Origin of the sequence: Enterobacter sp. RCC_40, assembly GCF_041360735.1 — a bacterium.
In the GTDB taxonomy this organism is placed as follows: Bacteria; Pseudomonadota; Gammaproteobacteria; order Enterobacterales; family Enterobacteriaceae; genus Enterobacter; species Enterobacter ludwigii.
Genome location: NZ_JBFUPR010000008.1, coordinates 156685 through 179321, shown reverse-complemented (window position 1 = coordinate 179321; position 22637 = coordinate 156685). Strand labels below are relative to the sequence as shown.

The window sequence follows — 22637 nt, the reverse complement described above, 5'->3', positions numbered from 1 at the left end:
TTGATTCACCCCGTTGGGTCTGGTATTTAAACCAGCAATTATTTTGATGCGTGAAATTAATCAGTGAACGAAATAGCCTTGCTGAATCGATTTTATGATTTGGTTCAAGTCTTGCTTTCGCTGCATAATGTTTAATGACGATCGAAACGTCAGCGCTAACAATACAGGCTAAAGTTAAGTCGCCAGGCTAGACTTTAGTTCCACAACACTAAACCTATAAGTTGGGGAAATACAATGTTCCAGCAAGAAGTTACCATTACCGCTCCGAACGGTCTGCACACCCGCCCTGCTGCTCAGTTTGTTAAAGAAGCGAAAGGCTTCACTTCTGAAATCACTGTGACTTCCAACGGCAAAAGCGCCAGCGCAAAAAGCCTGTTCAAACTGCAGACTCTGGGTCTGACTCAGGGTACCGTTGTCACCATCTCTGCTGAAGGTGAAGACGAGCAGAAAGCAGTTGAGCATCTGGTAAAACTGATGGCTGAGCTCGAGTAAGTTTCCGGGTTCTTTTAAATATCAGTCACAAGTAAGGTAGGGTTATGATTTCAGGCATTTTAGCATCCCCGGGTATCGCTTTCGGCAAAGCACTGCTGCTGAAAGAAGACGAGATCGTCATCGACCGGAAAAAAATTTCTGCCGACAAGGTTGATCAGGAAGTTGAACGTTTTCTGAGCGGTCGTGCCAAGGCATCTGCGCAACTGGAAGCAATCAAGACTAAAGCTGGCGAAACTTTCGGTGAAGAAAAAGAAGCCATCTTCGAAGGGCACATCATGCTGCTCGAAGATGAGGAGCTGGAGCAGGAAATCATAGCCCTGATTAAAGATAAAAGCATGACGGCAGACGCTGCTGCGCATGAAGTTATCGAAGGTCAGGCAACTGCCCTGGAAGAACTGGATGATGAATACCTGAAAGAGCGTGCGGCTGACGTACGTGACATCGGTAAGCGCCTGCTGCGCAACATCCTGGGTCTGGCCATTATCGACCTGAGCGCTATTCAGGATGAAGTCATCCTGGTTGCCGCCGATCTGACCCCGTCTGAAACCGCACAGTTGAACCTGAAAAAGGTCCTCGGTTTCATCACTGACGCGGGCGGGCGTACCTCCCACACCTCTATCATGGCGCGTTCTCTGGAACTGCCTGCCATTGTGGGTACCGGTAGCGTCACCTCTCAGGTCAAAAACGACGATTATCTGATTCTGGATGCCGTAAACAACGTGGTTTACGTCAACCCAACTAACGAAGAGATCGAAAAACTGCGCGCGGTTCAGGAGCAGGTTGCGACTGAAAAAGCGGAACTCGCTAAGCTGAAAGACCTGCCTGCCATCACTCTGGACGGTCATCAGGTTGAAGTGTGCGCAAACATCGGTACCGTACGTGACGTCGATGGCGCTGAGCGCAACGGCGCGGAAGGTGTGGGTCTCTATCGTACTGAATTCCTGTTCATGGACCGTGACGCGCTGCCAACTGAAGAAGAACAGTTTGCTGCGTACAAAGCTGTGGCTGAAGCGTGTGGCTCTCAGGCGGTTATCGTCCGTACCATGGATATCGGTGGCGACAAAGAGCTGCCGTACATGAACTTCCCGAAAGAAGAGAATCCGTTCCTGGGCTGGCGTGCGATTCGTATCGCGATGGATCGTAAAGAGATCCTGCGCGATCAGGTTCGCGCTATCCTGCGTGCGTCTGCTTTCGGTAAACTGCGCATCATGTTCCCGATGATCATCTCTGTTGAAGAAGTGCGTGCACTGAAGAAAGAGATCGAAATCTACAAACAGGAACTGCGCGACGAAGGTAAAGCATTTGACGAGTCAATTGAGATCGGCGTGATGGTGGAAACACCTGCGGCGGCGACCATTGCGCGTCATTTAGCCAAAGAAGTTGATTTCTTTAGTATCGGTACCAATGATTTAACGCAGTACACCCTGGCAGTTGACCGTGGTAATGATATGATTTCACATCTCTACCAGCCAATGTCACCGTCCGTACTGAACTTGATCAAGCAAGTTATTGATGCTTCTCATGCAGAAGGTAAATGGACTGGCATGTGTGGTGAGCTTGCAGGCGACGAACGTGCTACACTTCTGTTGCTGGGTATGGGTCTGGACGAATTCTCTATGAGCGCCATTTCCATCCCGCGCATTAAGAAGATTATCCGTAACACGAACTTCGAAGATGCGAAGGTGTTAGCAGAGCAGGCTCTTGCTCAACCGACAACGGACGAGTTAATGACGCTGGTTAACAAGTTCATTGAAGAAAAAACAATCTGCTAATCCACGAGATGCGGCCCAAATTACTGCTTAGGAGAAGATCATGGGTTTGTTCGATAAACTGAAATCTCTGGTTTCTGATGATAAGAAAGACTCCGGAACTATTGAGATTGTTGCTCCGCTCTCCGGCGAGATCGTCAACATCGAAGACGTGCCGGATGTAGTGTTTGCTGAGAAAATCGTTGGTGATGGCATTGCTATCAAACCAACTGGCAACAAAATGGTTGCTCCAGTTGACGGCACCATCGGTAAAATTTTTGAAACCAACCATGCGTTCTCTATCGAATCTGATAGCGGTATCGAACTGTTCGTTCACTTCGGTATCGACACCGTTGAACTGAAAGGCGAAGGCTTCAAACGTATCGCGGAAGAAGGCCAGCGTGTTAAAGTTGGCGACCCGGTCATTGAATTCGATCTGCCACTGCTGGAAGAAAAAGCCAAGTCTACCCTGACGCCGGTTGTTATCTCCAACATGGACGAAATCAAAGAACTGATCAAACTGTCTGGCAGCGTCACCGTGGGTGAAACCCCGGTTATCCGCATCAAGAAGTAATTCTTGCCGCACAGAAAAATGGCGCCTTCGGGCGCCATTTTTGTTTATGCGGGCAGGATAAGCTCGTCGTAGCCTTTCGACTGCGTATAAATCATCACATCTGTGACGCGGTCTCCTGCCATGCGAATCGCATCGGCAACGGTTTTGCCCTCAACGATCCCGCTCACCAGCTCTGAACAGAAGAGGTCGCCCGTGCCTTTCAGGTCCGTTTCAACACGCGGATGCGCACTGACGGTCACACCGTCTCGGGTAACCAGCACCACGTGAATATTCTCCGGATCGTCCGCCACCGGCGCGCTGGTGATGGCCACCCATTTCAGCGTGTCGGAAAGTAACCCCTGCGCTGCCGCTATAGCACTTTCAGGCGTACGACACGGTTTACCGCTTAGCACTTCCAGCTCAAAGACGTTAGGCGTGATCCCCTGCGCCAGTGGCAGCAGGTACTCCCGATACGCTTCAGGGATATCAGGTTTCACATACATCCCACTGTCAATATCGCCAATAACGGGGTCAACCAACACCAGCAGGTCAGGATGCTGCGCTTTGATCGCGGTGAGCCACTGCGCCAGGCATTTTATCTGACTGGCGCTGCCCATGTAGCCCGTGGTAACGGCTTTAAGCTCGCGCAGGATCTCGCGCTCTTCCAGCGCCTTAAGATACCCGCTGAACCACTCATCGGGGATCACGCCGCCGTAAAAGGTATCGTAGTGCGGCGTGTTGCTGAACAGCACGGTCGGCACGGCGGTGACGGTCAGCCGGTGGGTACGAATGTTCGGCACCGCAATGCTGTTCCCCACGCTGCCGTAAACCACCTGCGACTGTACCGCGACAATATCGGTTTGCTGCGCCCGGGTGTTATCCCGGAATAAAATCATCTCCATGACGCTTAAATCCCCGCCCCCTGCGTATAACTCTCTTCACCAAAGACGCCGGTAGAAAGATAGCGATCGCCGCGGTCGCAGATAATCGCCACCACGACAGCCCCGGGATGTGCCTGCGCAACACGCAATGCTCCCGCTACCGCGCCACCCGAGCTGACCCCGCAGAAGATACCTTCACGCACGGCCAGTTCACGCATCGTATTCTCCGCCTCGCGTTGATGAATATCCAGCACCTGATCCACCAACTGGGCGTTATAAATGCCCGGCATGTATTCCGCCGGCCAGCGGCGAATACCCGGTATGCTGCTCCCCTCTTCCGGCTGCAGACCCACAATCGTTACCGCCTTTTCCTGCTCGCGCAGAAAACGGGATACGCCGGTAATGGTCCCTGTCGTGCCCATGCTGGAGACGAAGTGAGTGATGCGCCCGTTGGTCTGCTGCCAGATTTCCGGACCGGTAGTAGTGTAGTGAGCGTACGGGTTATCCGGGTTATTAAACTGATCGAGCAGTTTGCCTTCACCGCGTTCGGCCATGGCTAGCGCCAGGTCGCGCGCCCCTTCCATCCCCTCTTCTTTAGAGACCAGAATCAGTTCGGCACCATAGGCGCGCATCGCCGCACGGCGCTCCTGGCTCATGTTATCGGGCATCAGCAACGTCATGCGATAGCCTTTCAGCGCGGCAATCATCGCCAGCGCAATACCGGTGTTACCGCTGGTGGCTTCAATCAGCACGTCGCCGGGCTGAATTTCACCGCGTTTTTCGGCCTGCACAATCATGGACAACGCAGCCCGGTCCTTCACCGAACCGGCAGGGTTATTGCCTTCGAGTTTGACCCAGATTTCGCTGCCGTTGTCCGGCCCCATGCGCTGAAGTTTGACCAGAGGGGTGTTGCCGATGGTGTGTTCTAATGTGTTCAAGATCGCTGTCCAATAAAAAGCCCGGTGGCGCGCAGCGCTCCGGGCATACGGAGATCATATTCCAGACCGGCTAAGCGCAGCGCCTCCGGCCAAACTACGTGTCATTAACCTATCAGGCTGACTCCGCCAGAGCAATATCCTCGCGCGTCTCTATGCGCTCATTGCCATGATAAATACGGGCATGCTGCAGCCCAACAAACAGGCGTTCGCCCCGGTACGGCGGCTCGTCATCACGCATCACCACCGTCAGCGGCTCGGTATACCAGCCCAGCGGCTGTACCACCAATTGGGTGTAGTGCCCTTTAGGGCTAGCTTCCAGCACCTGCACCGGCAGCGGTGAATCCAGACTCGTCCGGCGGCTCACGTCCACTTCCCAGGGACGCAGGAACAGATCGACCGGCCCCTGATGTGCGGAGGTGTATCCCAGCGGCCAGCGGTGTGCGCCCACGTGGAATTGCCCACCGCGGATGGTGCCCTGCAGCCGGTTAACTTCGCCCATAAACTCGAGGACAAATCGGGTCGCCGGTTCACGCCAGAGCTGCTCTGGCTCATCAACCTGCTCGATGTTCCCCTGGCTCATCACCACCACGCGGTCTGCGACTTCCATCGCCTCTTCCTGATCGTGGGTGACGAAGACGCTGGTGAACTTCAGCTCTTCATGCAGCTGACGCAGCCAGCGGCGTAACTCTTTACGCACCTGCGCATCCAGCGCGCCAAACGGCTCATCCAGCAGCAGAATTTGCGGCTCAACGGCCAGGGCCCGCGCCAGCGCGACGCGCTGCTTCTGGCCGCCGGAAAGCTGCGCCGGGAAGCGGTCAGCCAGATGCGCAAGCTGTACCATCTCCAGCAGTTTGGTCACTTTCGCTTTGATGGTGGCCGCATCCGGGCGCTCGCGGCGAGGCAGCACGGTCAGACCGAAAGCGATGTTATCAAACACGGTCATATGGCGGAACAGCGCGTAATGCTGGAACACAAAGCCCACTTTACGGTCGCGGGCGTGCAAACGGCTTACGTCGGTACCGTGAAAACGAATATGTCCGCTGGTCTGATGCTCAAGCCCGGCGATAATGCGCAGCAGCGTGGTTTTACCCGAGCCAGACGGCCCGAGGAGTGCCACCATTTGTCCGGAAGGGATATCCAGCGAGATATCATTCAGCACCTGGGTGCGACCAAAAGACTTCTTAATATTGGCAATCTCAATGCTCATGATTTCCCTCCTGGTGCTGACGTTTTTCCTGGTTCTCTAAACGCCACTGCACCACACTCTTCAAAAACAGGGTCAAAATCGCCATCAGCGTCAGTAACGCTGCGGCAGTAAAGGAACCGACGGTGTTGTAGTCCTGTTCCAGTAATTCAATCTGTAACGGTAACGACAGCGTTTCGCCGCGGATGGAGCCCGAGACGACCGAAACTGCACCGAACTCGCCAATGGCGCGGGCATTGGTCAGCACGACGCCATAGAGCAGCGCCCAGCGAATATTCGGCAGCGTCACGCGGCGGAACATCTGCCAGCCGGATGCGCCCAGCAGAATTGCCGCTTCATCTTCGTTGCTGCCCTGGCTTAACATCACCGGGACCAGTTCGCGCACCACAAACGGACAGGTTACAAACACCGTGACCAGCACCATGCCCGGCCAGGCAAACATGACCTGCAGGTTATGCTCATCCAGCCAGCCGCCCAGCGGGCCGTTAGAGCCGTAGAAGAGCAGATACACCAGACCGGCCACCACCGGCGACACGGCAAACGGGATATCCAGCAGGGTCAGCAGCAGCTGACGTCCCGGGAAGTTAAAGCGCGTTACCAGCCAGGCCAGCAGCGTACCGAACACCAGGTTGACCGGCACCGTGATAAGCGCAATCAGTACGGTCAGCCAGATGGCGTGCAGCATATCCGGGTTCGCCAGGTTTTCCAGCGCGGGCATCAACCCCTTGCTGAACGCCTGAACAAAAATATAAATCGTCGGCACGACGAGAATGAAGGCGGACACCAGCACGCCCGTACCAATCAGAAACCATTTTCCCCAGTTGATACGGGGAGCATCGTATCGCTTCAATTGAGTAACTTCCGCCATCAGTGACCTACCACGCGTCGACCAAAGCGACTTTGCAGAGTGTTAATTGAGTAGAGCAGCAGCAGCGATGCGGCAAGAATGACCGAGGCAATCGCGCTCGCCGCCGGGTAATCAAACTCCTGCAAGCGGATAAAAATCATCAGCGAGGTGACTTCGGTTTTCCACGCAATGTTCCCGGCAATGAAAATAACCGCGCCGAACTCACCGAGGCTACGGGTAAACGACAGCGCGATACCGGCCAGCAGCGCCGGAGAAAGCTCAGGCAGGACGACCTTGCGGAAGCTTTGCCAGCGCGTGGCACCCAGTGTTTCCGCCGCTTCTTCGTATTCAGGGCCTAATTCTTCGAGCACTGGCTGCACGGTGCGTACAACAAAAGGAATACTGGTAAACGCCATCGCGACCGCGATACCGAGCCAGGTATAGGTCACTTTGATATCAAGCTTCGCCAGCCACTCACCGTAAAACCCGTTCACGGAAAAGAGCGAGGCGAGGGTTAAGCCCGCCACCGCCGTCGGCAGCGCAAACGGCAGGTCCATTAACGCGTCGAGCAGCGTACGGCCCGGGAAACGGTAGCGGGTTAAGATCCACGCCATCAGCAGGCCAAAGGCCCCGTTAAAAATGGACGCCACAAACGCCGACAGCAGCGTCACCTTATAGGCTGCGACGACCTGCGGGTTGGTTATCACTTCCCAGTACTGCGCCCAGCTCATTTGCGCAAGCTGCATCACCAGCGCGCTGAGCGGCAACAATAAGATCAGGCAGACGAACAGCAGGCTGGTCCCGAGGCTTAAGGTAAAGCCCGGCAGCACACGTCTGGTAGAGACTGCAAACATTACTTACGCCCCGCAGCCAGCAATTTGTCTAACTCACCGCCGCTGGCAAAATGCGTTTTCATAACATCAGGCCAGGAGCCGAAATGGTCTTCCACGCGGAACAGCTCGGTTTGCGGGAATTTATCCTTCAGTTTGTTCATCACTTCCGGGTTATTCACGCGGTAGTAGTAATCGGTAATGATCGTCTGCGCCTGTGGGCTGTACAGGTAGTTGAGGTAAGCTTTTGCCGCTTTCTCTGTGCCGTTGGACTGCACGTTTTTATCTACCCACGCTACCGGGAACTCGGCGAGGATATTGGTTTTCGGGATAACGACCTCGAAGCCCTGCGCGTCGTACTGTTTGCGGATATTATTCACTTCCGACTCAAAGCTGATCAGCACATCGCCCAGGCCGCGCTCTGCAAAGGTCGTGGTCGCACCGCGACCGCCGGTATCAAACACCTCGACGTTTTTCAGGAACTGGGTCATGAACTGCTCGGTTTTCGCTTTATCGTTACCGTCAGCTTTGTCCGCCGCGCCCCACGCAGCCAGATAGGTATAGCGCGCGTTACCGGAGGTTTTTGGATTCGGGAAAATCAGCTTCACGTCGGAACGCACCAGGTCATTCCAGTCGTGGATATTTTTCGGGTTGCCCTTACGCACCAGGAAACCCATGGTGGAGTAGAACGGTGAGCTGTTGTTCGGCAAACGACTCTGCCAGTCAGCGGCGATCAGCTTGCCTTTGTCGTGCAGGATCTGCACGTCAGTGACCTGGTTATAGGTCACCACATCCGCTTTCAGCCCCTGGAGAATGGCCAGCGCCTGTTTGGACGACCCTGCGTGTGACTGTTTAATGGTCAGCTTGTCGCCGTTGTTGTCTTTCGCCCACTGCTGTTCAAACGGTGGGTTAAGGGCGGCAAACAGCTCGCGGGAAACATCATACGAACTGTTCAGCAGCTCAGTAGCCTGCGCCTGTGCCACCAGCAGCAAACCTGCCAGTGCCAGCGATCCTTTTTTCAGTACAGTAACGGCCATTGCGCACCCTTATAAATGTGATGACTATCTTATAGTCATAATATTTATAACGAGGACGAAAGGAGTAACGGTTTTATATACCGTTTGGTGATTTACAAGCAGAAAAGAGAATAAGGGTGCAGCCCGTCGTGGTCCGCACCCCAGCCCTCTCCGTGCGGGAGAGGGTGGAAAGCACTTACAGCGCCAGAAGACGCTCGACGGACGGGGCGAAGTAGTAGCCGCCGGTCACCGGTTTGGTGAAGCGCAGCATGGCGTCACGCTTGCCGTCGGTATCGCCAAACATGCTCAGCAGCTGCTGTTCGATGTTATGCAGGCGCGCGCAGTACGCACAGAAGTAAAGACCGTGGGTACCGCTTGCTGTGCCGTATGGCAGGCTCTGGCGAACAATCTTCAGACCTTTCCCGTCTTCCTTAAGGTCAACGCGGCTCAGGTGAGAGGTGACAGGACGGGCATCGCCGTCGATCTCTTCGTTGGCCTCTTTCGTACGGCCAATCATCATCTCCTGGTCATGCACGCTCATGCGGTTCAGCTGCTTGAGGTTGTGCTCCCAGCGCTGGACGAACACATAGCTGCCGCCCGCGTCGACACCGTCTTTGATCACCGCCACTTCACGACGCGTCTCTTCACCCGCCGGGTTTTCAGTTCCGTCAACGAAGCCGCTCAGGTCGCGTTCTTCCACCCAACGGAAACCGTGGATCTCTTCCTGAACGTCAATGCTGTCACCAAAAGCCGCAACCGCCGCCTGGGCAACGGAGAAGTTCACATCATGACGCAGCGAGAGAATGTGGATCAGCACGTCGAACTGCGTTGCGGGTGCCAGGCCTTTACCGTAAGGGATAAAATCCTTCAGCTCTTCGGCGCCTTCGCCACCGCTCAGTTGACGCCAGACGTTATGACCAAAGGCAACGACCGCGCCCAGATGGGCGTCCGGGAATTTGGCCTGGAAGGTGGCCAGCTTATCAACGAACGCTTTACTGGCCGCACGCAGGGCATCCACATCCCCTTTAACATTGGCTTCAATCCAAATCGCCGCGCGGCAATGTTCTGGCAAAATGCCACTCTGAACCTGAGACATCGCTCCTCCTGAAATAAAGATGCCACGTCAGCGTGGCATTGATGGCGGCTATTATACCCGTATTTCAGCGAGACGGTTTGTCCAGGCGCAAATTACTGCTTCCAGATAATTTTGCTCACTTTCCAGCTTTTCAGCGTGTCGTCGGACGGCATTAAACCTTCCGGACCACTCCAGGTACCGGTGAAGAGATAGCTGATGTGCTGGCTGCCCTGCGCTTTACATTCCACTGCCACGCCGTCGTCAGACGGGGCGCTGGTGCAGTTGCCGAAGGCCTGTTTATAGAGTTCGCTAAACGGGGTTCCCACTTTCACACCGCTTTCGGTTGGGATGTCGTCGTCCATCACAGCAATGCGGTTTACCGTGCCTTTATCACCGTTAATCACCAGCGCCAGCGTGTCACCCTTCAGCGCTTCGAAATAACGCACGATATTGCCGTTTTCTGTTTTCATGCCGCTGCGCAGGCGATAACCGCCACCCAGTGCATCCTGAAGGGCGTCCTGATCCAGCGCCGTCGCGGCGGTAATTTTACCCACGCCCTGCTCGGTCACTTCCGTTGAAGAGCCAAACCAGTTCCACGGATAGGCCGCAGACCAGTTAATTGATGAGAGCGTTGAACAGCCGGTTAACGCCAGCGGGAGAGCGCATAAAAGTAAACGCAGCGATTTCATTGAAACGTCCTTACATGTTAAATCAACGCTTGTTGGAGTGCGGTATCGGCAAAAAGTGCCAGGTTAATCTTCCTGATGCGTAAAACAGGCGCGAAGGCGGGGATTCGTCAGCAGCCACAGCAGCGCCACGATATCCGCTACGACCAGCGCAATACCGATCCCCGTAAGCGGTTCACCGCCCCACCAGAGCACCGGTTGCCAGACGAGCAGCGCAAGCTGAGCGAGGATCAGCAGCCAGCGAAGCGCACCCCACAGGCGCGGGATCGTATGCCGTCGCCCGCTGCATAAAAACGCCACCACCGCCGGCACGCCCGGCAGCAAGCCGAGCCAGAAGGCATCGTGATCGGGATAAAAGAGCGTCAGAAGCGTATCGCCCTGCCCGCGCGACGCGGCGGCCATCACAAACAGCACCCAGGTACGGGCCAGCAGCAGCAGAACGCACCAGAACAAAAAGGGCAGCCTGACACGCCCTTGCGCATCATAATCTGCCGGATGGATCTCAGTACTCTTCATCTTCTATCAGGCGCTTACCTAAGCTCAGTACGTCCGCGTGTTCATAACCCAGACGTTCATACATGCCCAGCACCACGTCGTTATCTTCCCGCACCATGATCTGAATCTTCGGGCAGCCGCGGGCAATCAGTTTCTTTTCCAGTCGATTGAGCAGCGCATTGGCGATGCCGCGCGCGCGAAATTCCGGATGCACACCCAGATAATAGGCCGAGCCGCGATGGCCGTCGTACCCGCCCATCACTGTTCCCACCACCTCGCCGTTGACTTCTGCCACCAGAAACAGACTGACGTCGTGATTCAGCTTACGTTCAATATCCATTTCCGGATCGTTCCACGGACGCAGCAGATCGCAGCGTTCCCAAAGGGTGATCACCTCTTCGAAATCTTCCTGGCGAAAAACGCGTATCTCCATGGTATTAACCGCCTTTTCGGGTTTAAAAACAGTGATTATGGCGTGAACATCGCGTTTAGCCAATAACCGGGGAAAAACTCGCCAAAATTTGGCATAATGTCACTTTGTCACGTATTGAAATGAAAAGTAAAACAATTCTCAATAAGGACTGTCGTAACGCTAATCACGATACGATATAACACCAGGACCCCAATTTTTACAATTCAGGCCGCATGAGCACATTCAAACCATTAAAAGCACTCACATCGCGTCGTCAGGTTCTCAAAGCGGGGCTGGCGGCCTTAACGTTAACGGGCATCGCACAGCAGGCTCAGGCTAAAGAAGAGAGCACGCTCAAAACCAGTAACGGACACAGTAAACCGAAATCGAAAAAGCCGGGCGCGAAGCGTCTGGTCATGCTGGACCCCGGTCACGGCGGAATTGATACCGGCGCTATTGGTAAAAACGGTGCGAAAGAAAAGCATGTCGTGTTAGCGATTGCAAAAAATGTGCGCGCAATTTTACGCAGCAATGGCATTGACGCCCGCCTGACGCGTTCTGGCGACACGTTTATTCCGCTGTACGACCGCGTAGAGATCGCCCACCAGCACGGTGCCGATCTGTTTATGTCGATTCACGCGGACGGTTTTACCAACCCGTCGGCGGCGGGGGCTTCGGTGTTCGCCCTCTCCAACCGTGGGGCGAGTAGCGCCATGGCGAAATATCTCTCCGATCGTGAAAACCGGGCGGATGAGGTTGCGGGGAAAAAAGCCACCGACAAAGATCATCTGTTACAGCAGGTGCTGTTTGACCTCGTTCAGACGGACACCATTAAAAACAGCCTGACGCTCGGCTCGCATATTCTGAAGAAGATTAAACCGGTGCATCGCCTGCACAGCAGGAGCACCGAACAGGCGGCGTTCGTGGTGCTTAAGTCGCCGTCAATTCCGTCCGTACTGGTGGAGACGTCGTTCATCACCAACCCGGAGGAAGAGCGCCTGCTCGGCACCACCGCGTTTCGCCAGAAGATCGCCAACGCCATCGCCTCAGGCATAATCAGTTACTTCAACTGGTTCGATAACCAGAAAGCGCACTCCAGGAAACGTTGATGAAACCCAATGCACAGCTGGTAAAAACATTCCTGCTGCAGCTGCAGGATGAGATTTGCCAGAAACTGGCCGCCGCAGATGGCGGTGAATTTCAGGAAGATAGCTGGCAGCGCGAAGCCGGTGGCGGCGGACGCAGCCGCGTGCTGCGTAACGGTGGCATCTTTGAGCAGGCTGGCGTCAATTTTTCCCACGTCCACGGAGACGCGATGCCCGCTTCCGCCACGGCCCATCGACCAGAACTGGCAGGCCGCAGCTTCGAAGCAATGGGCGTATCGCTGGTGGTTCATCCGCACAACCCGTATGTGCCGACCAGCCATGCCAACGTGCGCTTTTTCATTGCTGAAAAACCCGGGGCCGATCCGGTCTGGTGGTTTGGCGGCGGTTTTGACTTAACGCCCTACTACGGGTTTGAAGAAGATGCCGTGCACTGGCACACCACCGCACGCGATCTCTGTCAGCCGTTTGGGGACGACATCTACCCGAAATTTAAAAAATGGTGCGATGACTATTTTTATCTGAAGCACCGTGATGAGCAGCGCGGCATTGGTGGGCTGTTCTTTGACGATCTCAACACGCCAGATTTTGATACCGCGTTCAGCTTTATGCGGGCGGTAGGTGAAGGGTATACCGGGGCCTATCTGCCGATCGTGGCGCGGCGTAAAGATACCGACTACGGCGTGCGCGAGCGCGAGTTCCAGCTTTACCGCCGCGGGCGCTACGTAGAGTTCAACCTGGTATGGGATCGCGGCACGCTGTTTGGCCTGCAGACCGGCGGGCGCACGGAGTCCATTTTGATGTCAATGCCGCCGCTGGTTCGCTGGGAGTACAGCTACGAACCAAAAGAAGGCAGCCCGGAGGCTGCCCTGAAAGACTTTATTACGATTCGGGACTGGGTGTAATACCGGCAGGCGCAGCGCTTACAGCGGCTGCGTCTGCGCTTCAACCACCGCCAGTGCCACCATATTCACGATACGACGCACCGAAGCAATCGGCGTCAACACGTGCACTGGCTTCGCCACGCCCATCAGCACCGGTCCTACGGTGACCCCTTCAGAGCTGGAGACACGCAGCAGGTTGTAACTGATGCGGGCCGCTTCCACGTTCGGCATAATCAACACGTTTGCAGAACCTTTCAGCGGACTGTCCGGCATGCGTTCGTTACGAATGCTCTCCACCAGCGCAGCATCACCGTGCATCTCGCCGTCAATCATCAGTTCCGGCGCACGCTGGCGAACCAGCTCCAGCGTCTGGCGCATTTTGCACGCCGCCGCTGATTTCGACGAACCGAAGTTGGAGTGCGACAGCAGCGCTACCTTCGGTTCAATACCAAAGCGACGCACGGTTTCTGCCGCCATCACGGTGATCTCCGCCAGCTCTTCCGGGCTCGGATCGTCGTTGACGTAGGTGTCGGCAATAAAGGTGTTGCCGCTTGGCAGCAGCAGCGCGTTCATCGCCCCGGCGGTGTGGACCCCTTCGCGATAGCCGAAGATCTCCTGCACCACGCTGAAGTGCTCGTGGTAATCACCGATCGTGCCGCAGATCAACGCATCCGCTTCACCGCGATGGACCATGATCGCCCCGATCACCGTCGTGTTGCTGATCACGGCCTTTTGCGCCTGCTCCTGGGTGATCCCGCGACGTTTCATGATCGCGTAGTATTCGTTCCAGTACTCTTTAAAGCGCGGATCGGATTCGTTATTAACGATCTCAAAATCCACACCCGCTTTGATCTGCAGCCCCAGTTTCTGAATACGCATCTCGATAACGCTCGGACGACCGATCAGGATTGGCTTCGCCAGACCTAAGGTGATCAGCTCCTGCGTGGCATGCAGAACGCGCGCCTCTTCCCCTTCCGCCAGCACCACGCGTTTCGCGTCGGCACGCGCCTGGGAGAAAATGGGCTTCATAAACAGGTTGGTTTTGTAGACAAACTCGGTGAGCTTATCGACGTAAGCATCGAAATCTTTGATGGGGCGCGTCGCCACGCCGGAGTCCATTGCCGCCTTAGCAACCGCCGGGGCGATTTTGACAATCAGACGCGGGTCGAATGGTTTTGGAATGATGTAGTCCGGGCCAAAGCTCAGATCCTGGTCACCATACGCCGAGGCGACCACTTCGCTCTGCTCGGCATGCGCCAGTTCCGCAATGGCATGAACGGCCGCGAGCTTCATCTCTTCGTTGATCGCCGTCGCGCCCACGTCCAGCGCCCCGCGGAAGATGAACGGGAAGCAGAGAACGTTGTTCACCTGGTTCGGGTAATCGGAACGACCGGTACAGATAATGGCATCTTCACGCACGGCTTTTGCCAGCGGCGGCAGAATTTCCGGTTCCGGGTTTGCCAGCGCCAGAATCATTGGCGCACGCGCCATTTTCTTCACCATCTCCTGGGTCAGCACTTTCGGGCCTGAACAGCCAAGGAAGATATCCGCGCCGTCAATCACGTCCTCCAGCGTGCGTTTACCGTCGTCTTCTACCGCGTAGGCCGCTTTGGTTTCCGCCATGTTCGGCTCACGGTCCTTGTAGATAACGCCTTTGGAGTCGCAGACCACAATGTTGTGCTTCTGCATGCCCAGCGCCACCAGCAGGTTCATACAGGCGATTGCCGCCGCGCCTGCGCCGGAGACCACCATACGCACGTCAGAGAGATTTTTCTCAACCACACGCAGACCGTTCAGAATGGCCGCGGTGCTGATAATCGCGGTACCGTGCTGGTCATCATGGAACACGGGAATGTTCATACGCTCGCGCAGTTTCTGCTCGATATAGAAACATTCCGGCGCTTTGATGTCTTCGAGGTTGATCCCACCGAAGGTCGGTTCCAGCGCGGCAACCACGTTGATGAATTTATCAGGATCGAGCTCATCCACTTCGATATCGAACACGTCAATACCGGCAAATTTCTTGAACAGAACGCCCTTGCCTTCCATCACGGGCTTACCGGCCAGCGCACCAATATTGCCTAATCCCAGCACCGCCGTCCCGTTAGAGATCACGGCGACCAGGTTGCCACGCGCGGTGTATTTATAGGCTGCCAGCGGATCTTTTTCGATTTCGAGGCACGGCGCCGCGACGCCGGGCGAGTAGGCCAGCGCCAGATCGCGCTGAGTCGCCAGCGGTTTTGTCGGGGAGACCTGAATTTTACCTGGGACAGGGAACTCGTGGAAATCGAGAGCACTCTGTTTTAACTGATCATCCATCTTATTTTTCCTTTCACGTATCGGTCAAAAGGGTGACGTTTGCGATCCTGAAGCACACCCTGGTGTGCCGCCTAGTATCGCCGCAGGCAGCCACATAAACTTTGAAGGCTGCCAAACTCTCACCATTGCAGAATAAAAATTGTTATCAATTTATAACAGCCATGTTACCCGTCTCAGAAAGCAATGCCTCCCCCGTCTGCTATGCTTTTTTGTTAAGTCCATCATGATTTTCGCAGAAGTGTGAACTAACGCACTCGAGTAACTCTTTTATTTCCAAGGAGTAATTATTTATGAACCAACTAGACGGCATCAAACAATTCACTACCGTGGTCGCCGACAGCGGTGATATCGAGTCGATTCGTCACTATCAGCCCGAAGATGCGACCACTAACCCTTCGCTGCTGCTCAAAGCGGCCGGTCTTGCTCATTTTAGTCATCTGATTGATGACGCTATCGACTACGGTAAACAGCGCGGTAAAACACAGGAGCAGCAGGTCGCCGAAGCGAGCGACAAGCTGGCCGTTAATTTCGGTGCGGAAATTCTGAAAAGCATCCCGGGACGCGTCTCTACCGAAGTGGACGCCCGCCTCTCCTTCGACCAGGAGAAGAGCATCACGAAAGCCCGCCGCCTGGTTGAGCTCTACCAGGAGCAGGGCATCGATAAATCGCGCATTCTGATTAAGCTGGCCTCAACCTGGGAAGGGATCCGCGCGGCGGAAGTTCTGGAAAAAGAGGGGATCCATTGCAACCTGACGCTGCTGTTCTCCTTTGCGCAGGCGCGCGCCTGTGCCGAAGCCGGCGTCTTCCTGGTGTCTCCGTTCGTCGGGCGAATCTATGACTGGTATCAGGCTAAACAGCCGATGGATCCGTACGTGGTGGATGAGGACCCGGGCGTGAAATCGGTGCGTAATATCTACGACTATTACAAACAGCACCGCTACGAAACCATCGTGATGGGCGCCAGCTTCCGCCGTACCGAGCAGATCCTCGCCCTGGCAGGCTGTGACCGCCTGACCATCTCCCCTAACCTGCTTAAAGAGTTGCAGGACAAAGAGGAGACGGTTATCCGCAAACTGGTGCCCACATCAACCGTTCTCCCCAAACCTAAAGCCATGACCGAAGCGGAATTCCGCTGGGAGCACAATCAGGACGCAATGGCCGTCGAAAAACTGGCGGAAGGCATCCGCCTGTTCGCCGTCGACCAGCGCAAACTTGAAGATCTTCTTGCCGCCAAACTTTAACCTTGCCACGGAGTGAATTATGTCCCGTAAAGAGCTAGCCAATGCCATTCGCGCCCTCAGCATGGATGCCGTGCAGAAAGCCAATTCCGGCCACCCTGGCGCCCCCATGGGCATGGCTGACATTGCCGAAGTGCTGTGGAATGATTTCCTGAAGCACAACCCGAACGATCCCAGCTGGTACGATCGCGACCGTTTTATTCTCTCTAACGGCCACGCCTCCATGCTGCTCTACAGCCTGCTGCACCTTTCCGGCTACGACCTGCCGCTATCCGAGTTAAAAAACTTCCGCCAGCTGCACTCAAAAACGCCGGGCCACCCGGAGATAGGCTATACGCCGGGTGTGGAGACCACCACCGGGCCGCTCGGCCAGGGGTTAGCCAACGCGGTCGGGCTGGCGATTGCCGAACGCACGCTGGCGGCGCAGTTTAACCAGCCAGACCACGAGATTGTCGATCACTACACTTATGTGTTTATGGGCGACGGCTGTCTGATGGAGGGGATTTCTCACGAAGTCTGTTCGCTGGCGGGCACGCTGGGGCTGGGCAAGCTGATCGGATTTTACGATCACAACGGTATCTCCATCGACGGGGAGACCAAAGGCTGGTTTACCGACGACACGGCAAAACGGTTTGAGGCCTACCACTGGCACGTAGTGCATGAAATTGACGGCCACGACCCAGAAGCGGTGAAAAAAGCGATTCAGGAAGCGCAAAGCGTGAAGGACAAACCGTCCCTGATCATCTGTCGCACCACCATCGGTTTCGGCTCACCGAACAAAGCGGGTAAAGAGGAAGCCCACGGCGCGGCGCTGGGTGAAGAAGAAGTGGCGCTGACCCGGCAGAAACTGGGCTGGAAATACCCGCCGTTTGAGATCCCGAAAGAGATCTACCGCGAGTGGGACGCCCGCGAAGAGGGTGAAAAAGCCCAGCACGCGTGGAATGAAAAATTTGCCGCCTATCAAAAAGCCCACCCGGAACTGGCCGCTGAATTCTCGCGCCGCATGAGCGGTGGCCTGCCGGAGGACTGGGAAGCGAAAACCCAGGCGCTGATTGAAAATCTGCAGTCTAACCCGGCAAAAATTGCCACCCGTAAGGCCTCGCAAAACACCCTCAACGCCATCGGCCCCCTCCTGCCTGAACTGCTGGGCGGCTCCGCGGATCTGGCTCCAAGTAACCTGACCATCTGGTCTGGCTCAAAATCGCTGAAAGAGGATATTGCCGGGAACTATATCCACTACGGGGTGCGTGAGTTCGGGATGACCGCCATTGCCAATGGCATCGCCCATCACGGCGGGTTTGTGCCCTACACTGCTACCTTCCTGATGTTCGTTGAGTATGCCCGTAACGCGGCGCGTATGGCGGCATTAATGAAAGCGCGGCAGATCATGGTCTACACCCACGATTCGATTGGTCTGGGTGAAGACGGTCCCACGCACCAGGCCGTTGAGCAGCTGGCGAGCCTGCGTTTGACGCCAAACTTCAGCACCTGGCGTCCGTGCGATCAGGTCGAAGCGGCGGTTGGCTGGAAGCTCGCGGTTGAGCGCCACACGGGGCCAACGGCATTAATTCTGTCGCGGCAAAACCTGGCCCAGATTGAACGCACGCCGGAGCAGGTAAAAAATATCGCCCGCGGCGGGTACATCCTGAAAGACAGCGGCGGCAAACCGGATGTCATCCTGATTGCTACCGGTTCTGAGGTGGAAATTACCGTGAAGGCCGCGGAAAAACTGACCGCCGAAGGTCATGCGGTACGCGTGGTATCCCTGCCGTCCACCGACATTTTTGATGCTCAGGATGAGGCCTACCGTGAATCGGTCCTGCCCTCTAACGTCGCAGCCCGTGTGGCCGTCGAGGCGGGTATCGCCGACTACTGGTACAAATATGTCGGGCTGAAAGGTGCCATCGTCGGGATGCGTGGGTACGGCGAGTCGGCGCCTGCCGACAAGCTGTTCCCGTATTTTGGCTTTACCGTTGAGAATGTGGTTGAGAAGGCGCTGAGCGTAATTTAGCGCGTGATCCACAACGTGGGCCAGGCATCTGGCCCATTCCAGTTATCGCAGCTGGGCTCTTCTGCATAACGCACCAGGCGGAAACGCTGGCCGTCAAAACGCCAGCGCGTCTGGACCCCACAATCGCCAATACCGCGCCCCAGCGCGAGCGTAGTCAGCTCGCGCGTTTTCTCATCAAAGCGGGCATTCATCAATTCGATTTCACTGCTATCGTCTGCAGGGGTGAAAGGCAGACGCAGCCTTACGCTGCGGGAAGAAAACGGCTTTTTGCGCGATACCAGCCAGGCCAGATCGACCGTGTTATACGCCCCTGCCTCACAGCTAATAATCAGCAATGCTTTTTCATCGGTTAACGCGGTGACGCGCACTTCCCGGCGGTTAGGATCGAGCGAGCACTGGCTGTTGTTCATCCGCCAGGTGCCATAATCCAGCAGGTCATTCAGTTCGGCATGGGAAAGCGGCGTCGGCGTCGGATTGACTACCGCCACCTTTTTTAAGGCGGGTGCAGGCGGCACGCTTAACGGCGGATCGTCACCTTTTTTAATCCAGGCCGTTTCACTCCCGACACGTTTCTGCTGCGCGTCAATAAACAACAGCGCGGCTTTCAGGCCGTTCAGGGAGATAACCTGGTCACCGCCGCGCAAGGTCAGGGCTTTTCCTTCCTGGATATTTTTCAGAAACGCCGTGATGGTGGCGGCATCATCACTTTTCAGATGCCACGGGGTTAACTGCCAGTGCTGCCGATCCAGCTTGAGAGGAACCTTATCCAGCAACAACCGCGGCGCAATATCCGCTTCTTTCACGGCAGGGTCAGCAAGGCCGCCGAGATCGATACGCAGCGTAGCGTCGGTTTTCGCGCCGGCACTGCGGCTGAGCGTCATGACCAGCCCCCGGTGTTCACCGGTATTGCGTGCGAGGCAAAAATTCTGGTTATTGCAGGTCACCTGCCAGTCAGAAAATAATTGCTGGGCAGGCGCAGCCCACACCTGCGAGGAGGTGAGCACGCAAAACAGGCAGAGAAGAGAGACGCAATAGCGCATGAATGGCACAATCCCGGAACGAAAACGCTTAACTGGGCTGTATCTTCGTGTTCCCGCCCGGGTTGCTCAATCGGATTTATCGGATAGATTTATCCGAAATACAATCTATCACCGTTCGAAAGAGGCGTTCATCAGCCCGGTCGTTTGAAGATACTGTAGTAATATCACAGCTTTACCATCCCTGATTTCCCCGGCATGCATCATCTCCAGCGCCCGGAAAAACGGCAACTCCAGCACTTCAATATCTTCATCTTCCACGCCACCGCCGCGGTGAGTACGCTGCGCATCGCTGTATTCCGCGATGAAGAAGTGGACGATTTCCGTCACGCCGCCAGGCGACATAAACAGCTCGAAGACCTTTTTGACCTCTCCCACTTCAAAGCCAGTCTCTTCGACGGCCTCTTTGCGGATGCACACTTCCGGCTCGTCGTCATCAAGCAGGCCCGCACAGGTTTCAATCAACCTGCCGTCAGGGTTGCCATTGACCCATGTTGCTACCCTGAACTGACGGATCAGCACCACACTCTGCTTTTCACGGTTATAGAGCAAAATGGTGGCGCCATTGCCGCGGTCATAGACCTCGCGTTTATGGCGGATCACTTCACCGTTATTACGGGTTAAATCGTAAGTGATGTTACGCAGAACAAAGTAGTTTTCAGAAAGGATTTTGTCTTTGATAACGTCAATTTTCAGGGTCATACGGGCTCCACGACACAATGAGTCTTCCTATAGTACGCCGTGAAACCCGCTTTGTCGCCCGCCTGGTTTAGTGCATTTTCGGCACACTGACCTCAAGCCAGTCAAGGATCCCCCGCGCCGCATGACGCCCTTCCGCCATCGCCGTCACCACCAGATCAGCGCCGCGCACCGCATCACCGCCGGCGAAAATTTGCGGGTTAGACGTCTGGTAACGATAGCGGCTTTCCACCGAGGCAATGATTCGCCCCCAGTCATCGGTGTTGACGCCCTGACTCTCCAGCCAGGGCATGGCATGTGGGTTAAAACCAAAAGCCATAATCACCGCATCGGCCGGCATGACAAACTCGCTGCCCTCCACCGGGACGGGTCGACGACGCCCCTGCGCATCCGGCTCTCCCATCCGGGTGCGCAGCATCCGGATGCCGTTAACCTTGCCGTCAGCAGCAAGGGTCAATTCAACGGGCTGGACGTTAAATTCAAATGCGGCTCCCTCTTCTTTCGCATTCTTCACCTCTTTTTTCGAGCCCGGCATATTGGCTTCATCCCGGCGATAGGCGCAGGTGACTTTTGCCGCGCCGTGACGTAACGCGGTGCGCACGCAGTCCATTGCGGTATCGCCCCCGCCCAGCACCACCACATTGAGTCCACGGGTGTCGATAAACGGTTCGTTGGCCGTCGCGTCCAGCCCCATGACGTGGCGCGTGTTCCCCACCAGGAACGGCAACGCATCGTAGACACCCGGCGCATCTTCATGGGGGATGCCCGCTTTCATCGAACGATAGGTTCCCACGCCAATGAACAGGGCGTCGTAATCTGTTTGCAACTGAGACAACGACACATCGCTGCCCACGTCGCAGTTCAGCTCGAAGTGAACCCCCATCGCAGTAAAAATCTCTCTGCGTCGTGCGAGCAGGGATTTATCCAGCTTAAAGGCCGGAATGCCGAAGGTCAGCAAGCCGCCGATTTCGGGATGCCTGTCATAGACCGTCACGCTCACCCCGCTGCGCACCAGCACATCCGCACATGCCAGTCCGGCAGGCCCCGCGCCGATAATCGCGACGCGTTTTCCCACCGAAGAAACGCCAGACATATCCGGTCGCCAGCCCAGCGCCAGCGCCTGGTCAGAGATGTAGCGCTCGAGGTTGCCAATGGTCACCGACCCTGACGCATCGCGCACGGTGCAGGCACCTTCACATAACCTGTCCTGCGGGCAGACCCGGCCGGTAATTTCAGGTAAACAGTTGGTCTGATGAGAAAGTTCGACCGCGCCGAGGATGTCACCGGCGTTAATCCGTTCAATCCACTGCGGAATGTGGTTGTGCAGCGGGCAGGTCCATTCACATATGCTGTGCTCCCCGCATTTCAGGCAGCGCGATGCCTCGCGTCTGGCCTGTTCGGTCCGAAACGGCAGGTATATTTCATTGAAATGGCCAACCCGCTCTTCGGCAGCCAGTTTGTCGGGCTCGCCGCGTGGTGGTGTGTTTTGCATCTGCTGCAGTTTGGTGGGTGCCGTCTCCTCGCTGACTGCCTCACTGTGCCAGGGCTGCGCCTCCAGCCTGGCGGTGCGCTGACGGCGCGATTTTGCCAGCTTATCCAGCACGTCTGGCGTCGCCAGCGTCAGCACATCTGCCGGGCAATTTTCAATACAGGCCGGGCCCTGCGGGCGGGTCAGGCAGAGATCGCATTTATACGCCGAGGCTTTTGCACTGCCGTTGTCGAGCGGCGTAACGATAATCTCCATTGTGCCGAAGGGACAGGCAACCACGCAGGCTTTACAACCGATGCATTTTTGTTGATTCACCTGTACGCTGTCATCGCGTTTGCTGATGGCGCCGTTCGGGCAACTGAGTGCACACGGGGCATTTTCACAGTGGTGACAGGTGACGGGGCTGTTCTGCGCGCCAGAGTTAAGGACCGTAATACGGGGATGGAAATGGCGCTCGCTCAGGACATGTTGCTCATCATTATGCGCCATTACGCAGGCAACTTCGCAGGCATGGCACCCAATACATTGCTGGCTGTTAGCCATAATAAAACGATTCATAACGACACCTGTTTTTGGTTCAATAACCTTATTCTTTGTATGAATATGGTATTTACTCATCACAGCGTCGTCAGGCAATGTTCAATTGCCCGGAATGCCAAACTATTTCCAGTGAACCTGTG

General features: G+C 55.8%; 21 protein-coding genes. 7 read left to right on the top strand and 14 right to left on the bottom strand.

Translation table 11 applies throughout. The features are described 5' to 3' along the window. Window positions 1-234: 234 nt before the first annotated feature. Genes ptsH through crr form a run of 3 tightly spaced genes read left to right on the top strand, consistent with a single transcriptional unit; the run spans window position 235 to window position 2814 of the window. On the top strand, window positions 235-492 hold the full coding sequence (ptsH, locus tag AB6731_RS20905; RefSeq protein ID WP_000487600.1) for a phosphocarrier protein Hpr: 258 nt from the start codon (window positions 235-237) through the stop codon (window positions 490-492). A gap of 44 nt (window positions 493-536) precedes the next feature. Next, window positions 537-2264: a phosphoenolpyruvate-protein phosphotransferase PtsI gene (gene ptsI, locus AB6731_RS20900; protein WP_014171087.1), complete on the top strand. Its 1728-nt coding sequence runs from the start codon at window positions 537-539 to the stop codon at window positions 2262-2264. A 40-nt stretch (window positions 2265-2304) separates the two neighbouring features. Next, window positions 2305-2814 carry a PTS glucose transporter subunit IIA gene (crr, locus tag AB6731_RS20895; RefSeq protein ID WP_003861316.1) on the top strand — a complete coding sequence of 170 codons (510 nt, stop codon included), beginning with the start codon at window positions 2305-2307 and terminating at the stop codon, window positions 2812-2814. Between the two features lie 44 nt (window positions 2815-2858). On the opposite strand, the gene pdxK is transcribed toward crr, so the two are convergent. The 10 genes from pdxK to AB6731_RS20845 form a co-directional block, all read right to left on the bottom strand. Then, window positions 2859-3695 carry a pyridoxine/pyridoxal/pyridoxamine kinase gene (gene pdxK, locus AB6731_RS20890; protein ID WP_014171088.1) on the bottom strand — a complete coding sequence of 279 codons (837 nt, stop codon included), beginning with the start codon at window positions 3693-3695 and terminating at the stop codon, window positions 2859-2861. A gap of 5 nt (window positions 3696-3700) precedes the next feature. Continuing rightward, complete coding sequence (gene cysM / locus AB6731_RS20885) at window positions 3701-4612, bottom strand: cysteine synthase CysM (protein ID WP_014171089.1); 912 nt, start codon at window positions 4610-4612, stop codon at window positions 3701-3703. A gap of 112 nt (window positions 4613-4724) precedes the next feature. Continuing rightward, window positions 4725-5819 (bottom strand): sulfate/thiosulfate ABC transporter ATP-binding protein CysA, encoded by a 1095-nt coding sequence (gene cysA, locus AB6731_RS20880; protein ID WP_014171090.1) that lies wholly within the window; start codon window positions 5817-5819, stop codon window positions 4725-4727. Further along, window positions 5809-6684, bottom strand: a complete 876-nt coding sequence (gene cysW / locus AB6731_RS20875; RefSeq protein ID WP_020883085.1) for a sulfate/thiosulfate ABC transporter permease CysW — start codon at window positions 6682-6684, stop codon at window positions 5809-5811. Before cysW ends, cysA begins: the two co-directional genes overlap by 11 nt. Then, window positions 6684-7517: a sulfate/thiosulfate ABC transporter permease CysT gene (gene cysT, locus AB6731_RS20870; protein WP_020883084.1), complete on the bottom strand. Its 834-nt coding sequence runs from the start codon at window positions 7515-7517 to the stop codon at window positions 6684-6686. The genes cysW and cysT overlap by 1 nt, the downstream gene beginning before the upstream one ends. Continuing rightward, on the bottom strand, window positions 7517-8530 hold the full coding sequence (gene cysP / locus AB6731_RS20865; RefSeq protein WP_221717034.1) for a thiosulfate/sulfate ABC transporter substrate-binding protein CysP: 1014 nt from the start codon (window positions 8528-8530) through the stop codon (window positions 7517-7519). The genes cysT and cysP overlap by 1 nt, the downstream gene beginning before the upstream one ends. 175 nt (window positions 8531-8705) lie before the next feature. After that, complete coding sequence (locus tag AB6731_RS20860) at window positions 8706-9605, bottom strand: Dyp-type peroxidase (RefSeq protein ID WP_014171094.1); 900 nt, start codon at window positions 9603-9605, stop codon at window positions 8706-8708. Window positions 9606-9697: 92 nt separating this feature from the next. Beyond that, window positions 9698-10273 (bottom strand): RpoE-regulated lipoprotein, encoded by a 576-nt coding sequence (locus AB6731_RS20855; RefSeq protein WP_020883081.1) that lies wholly within the window; start codon window positions 10271-10273, stop codon window positions 9698-9700. 63 nt (window positions 10274-10336) lie between these two features. Further along, the gene (locus AB6731_RS20850) at window positions 10337-10786 is read right to left on the bottom strand and encodes a DUF2919 domain-containing protein (RefSeq protein WP_371006765.1); all 450 of its coding nucleotides are present in this window, start codon (window positions 10784-10786) and stop codon (window positions 10337-10339) included. Next, window positions 10773-11198: a GNAT family acetyltransferase gene (locus tag AB6731_RS20845; RefSeq protein ID WP_020883079.1), complete on the bottom strand. Its 426-nt coding sequence runs from the start codon at window positions 11196-11198 to the stop codon at window positions 10773-10775. The genes AB6731_RS20850 and AB6731_RS20845 overlap by 14 nt, the downstream gene beginning before the upstream one ends. Before the next feature lie 212 nt (window positions 11199-11410). On the opposite strand from AB6731_RS20845, the gene amiA reads away from it, so the two are divergent. After that, the gene (amiA, locus tag AB6731_RS20840) at window positions 11411-12286 is read left to right on the top strand and encodes an N-acetylmuramoyl-L-alanine amidase AmiA (protein ID WP_014171098.1); all 876 of its coding nucleotides are present in this window, start codon (window positions 11411-11413) and stop codon (window positions 12284-12286) included. Further along, on the top strand, window positions 12286-13185 hold the full coding sequence (gene hemF, locus AB6731_RS20835) for an oxygen-dependent coproporphyrinogen oxidase (protein ID WP_025203494.1): 900 nt from the start codon (window positions 12286-12288) through the stop codon (window positions 13183-13185). Before amiA ends, hemF begins: the two co-directional genes overlap by 1 nt. Window positions 13186-13203: 18 nt before the next feature. Here hemF and maeB read toward each other — a convergent pair whose 3' ends face one another. Next, window positions 13204-15483, bottom strand: coding sequence for an NADP-dependent oxaloacetate-decarboxylating malate dehydrogenase (gene maeB / locus AB6731_RS20830; protein ID WP_014171100.1), 2280 nt, complete (start codon window positions 15481-15483; stop codon window positions 13204-13206). Between the two features lie 290 nt (window positions 15484-15773). Between maeB and tal the strand changes: the two genes are divergently transcribed. Both tal and tkt read left to right on the top strand, forming a co-directional pair. Further along, complete coding sequence (gene tal / locus AB6731_RS20825) at window positions 15774-16724, top strand: transaldolase (RefSeq protein WP_014171101.1); 951 nt, start codon at window positions 15774-15776, stop codon at window positions 16722-16724. A gap of 19 nt (window positions 16725-16743) precedes the next feature. After that, complete coding sequence (gene tkt, locus AB6731_RS20820) at window positions 16744-18732, top strand: transketolase (protein ID WP_020883077.1); 1989 nt, start codon at window positions 16744-16746, stop codon at window positions 18730-18732. On the opposite strand, the gene AB6731_RS20815 is transcribed toward tkt, so the two are convergent. The 3 genes from AB6731_RS20815 to aegA all read right to left on the bottom strand — a co-directional run bounded on the left by AB6731_RS20815 (window position 18729) and on the right by aegA (window position 22515). Beyond that, window positions 18729-19772, bottom strand: coding sequence for a DUF1176 domain-containing protein (locus tag AB6731_RS20815; protein ID WP_020883076.1), 1044 nt, complete (start codon window positions 19770-19772; stop codon window positions 18729-18731). The genes tkt and AB6731_RS20815 overlap by 4 nt on opposite strands. Before the next feature lie 108 nt (window positions 19773-19880). Further along, the gene (gene nudK / locus AB6731_RS20810; RefSeq protein WP_371006764.1) at window positions 19881-20471 is read right to left on the bottom strand and encodes a GDP-mannose pyrophosphatase NudK; all 591 of its coding nucleotides are present in this window, start codon (window positions 20469-20471) and stop codon (window positions 19881-19883) included. Window positions 20472-20538: 67 nt separating this feature from the next. After that, on the bottom strand, window positions 20539-22515 hold the full coding sequence (aegA, locus tag AB6731_RS20805; RefSeq protein WP_151887781.1) for a formate-dependent uric acid utilization protein AegA: 1977 nt from the start codon (window positions 22513-22515) through the stop codon (window positions 20539-20541). Between the last annotated feature and the right edge of the window lie 122 nt (window positions 22516-22637).

What these genes read in the sequence shown, in the direction of transcription:
- ptsH (WP_000487600.1), top strand. Translation starts at nt 235, where the DNA reads ATGTTCCAGCAAGAAGTTACCATTACCGCTCCGAACGGTCTGCACACC.
- ptsI (WP_014171087.1), top strand. Translation starts at nt 537, where the DNA reads ATGATTTCAGGCATTTTAGCATCCCCGGGTATCGCTTTCGGCAAAGCA.
- crr (WP_003861316.1), top strand. Translation starts at nt 2,305, where the DNA reads ATGGGTTTGTTCGATAAACTGAAATCTCTGGTTTCTGATGATAAGAAA.
- pdxK (WP_014171088.1), bottom strand. Translation starts at nt 3,695, where the DNA reads ATGGAGATGATTTTATTCCGGGATAACACCCGGGCGCAGCAAACCGAT.
- cysA (WP_014171090.1), bottom strand. Translation starts at nt 5,819, where the DNA reads ATGAGCATTGAGATTGCCAATATTAAGAAGTCTTTTGGTCGCACCCAG.
- cysW (WP_020883085.1), bottom strand. Translation starts at nt 6,684, where the DNA reads ATGGCGGAAGTTACTCAATTGAAGCGATACGATGCTCCCCGTATCAAC.
- cysT (WP_020883084.1), bottom strand. Translation starts at nt 7,517, where the DNA reads ATGTTTGCAGTCTCTACCAGACGTGTGCTGCCGGGCTTTACCTTAAGC.
- cysP (WP_221717034.1), bottom strand. Translation starts at nt 8,530, where the DNA reads ATGGCCGTTACTGTACTGAAAAAAGGATCGCTGGCACTGGCAGGTTTG.
- AB6731_RS20860 (WP_014171094.1), bottom strand. Translation starts at nt 9,605, where the DNA reads ATGTCTCAGGTTCAGAGTGGCATTTTGCCAGAACATTGCCGCGCGGCG.
- AB6731_RS20855 (WP_020883081.1), bottom strand. Translation starts at nt 10,273, where the DNA reads ATGAAATCGCTGCGTTTACTTTTATGCGCTCTCCCGCTGGCGTTAACC.
- AB6731_RS20850 (WP_371006765.1), bottom strand. Translation starts at nt 10,786, where the DNA reads ATGAAGAGTACTGAGATCCATCCGGCAGATTATGATGCGCAAGGGCGT.
- AB6731_RS20845 (WP_020883079.1), bottom strand. Translation starts at nt 11,198, where the DNA reads ATGGAGATACGCGTTTTTCGCCAGGAAGATTTCGAAGAGGTGATCACC.
- amiA (WP_014171098.1), top strand. Translation starts at nt 11,411, where the DNA reads ATGAGCACATTCAAACCATTAAAAGCACTCACATCGCGTCGTCAGGTT.
- hemF (WP_025203494.1), top strand. Translation starts at nt 12,286, where the DNA reads ATGAAACCCAATGCACAGCTGGTAAAAACATTCCTGCTGCAGCTGCAG.
- maeB (WP_014171100.1), bottom strand. Translation starts at nt 15,483, where the DNA reads ATGGATGATCAGTTAAAACAGAGTGCTCTCGATTTCCACGAGTTCCCT.
- tal (WP_014171101.1), top strand. Translation starts at nt 15,774, where the DNA reads ATGAACCAACTAGACGGCATCAAACAATTCACTACCGTGGTCGCCGAC.
- tkt (WP_020883077.1), top strand. Translation starts at nt 16,744, where the DNA reads ATGTCCCGTAAAGAGCTAGCCAATGCCATTCGCGCCCTCAGCATGGAT.
- AB6731_RS20815 (WP_020883076.1), bottom strand. Translation starts at nt 19,772, where the DNA reads ATGCGCTATTGCGTCTCTCTTCTCTGCCTGTTTTGCGTGCTCACCTCC.
- nudK (WP_371006764.1), bottom strand. Translation starts at nt 20,471, where the DNA reads ATGACCCTGAAAATTGACGTTATCAAAGACAAAATCCTTTCTGAAAAC.
- aegA (WP_151887781.1), bottom strand. Translation starts at nt 22,515, where the DNA reads ATGAATCGTTTTATTATGGCTAACAGCCAGCAATGTATTGGGTGCCAT.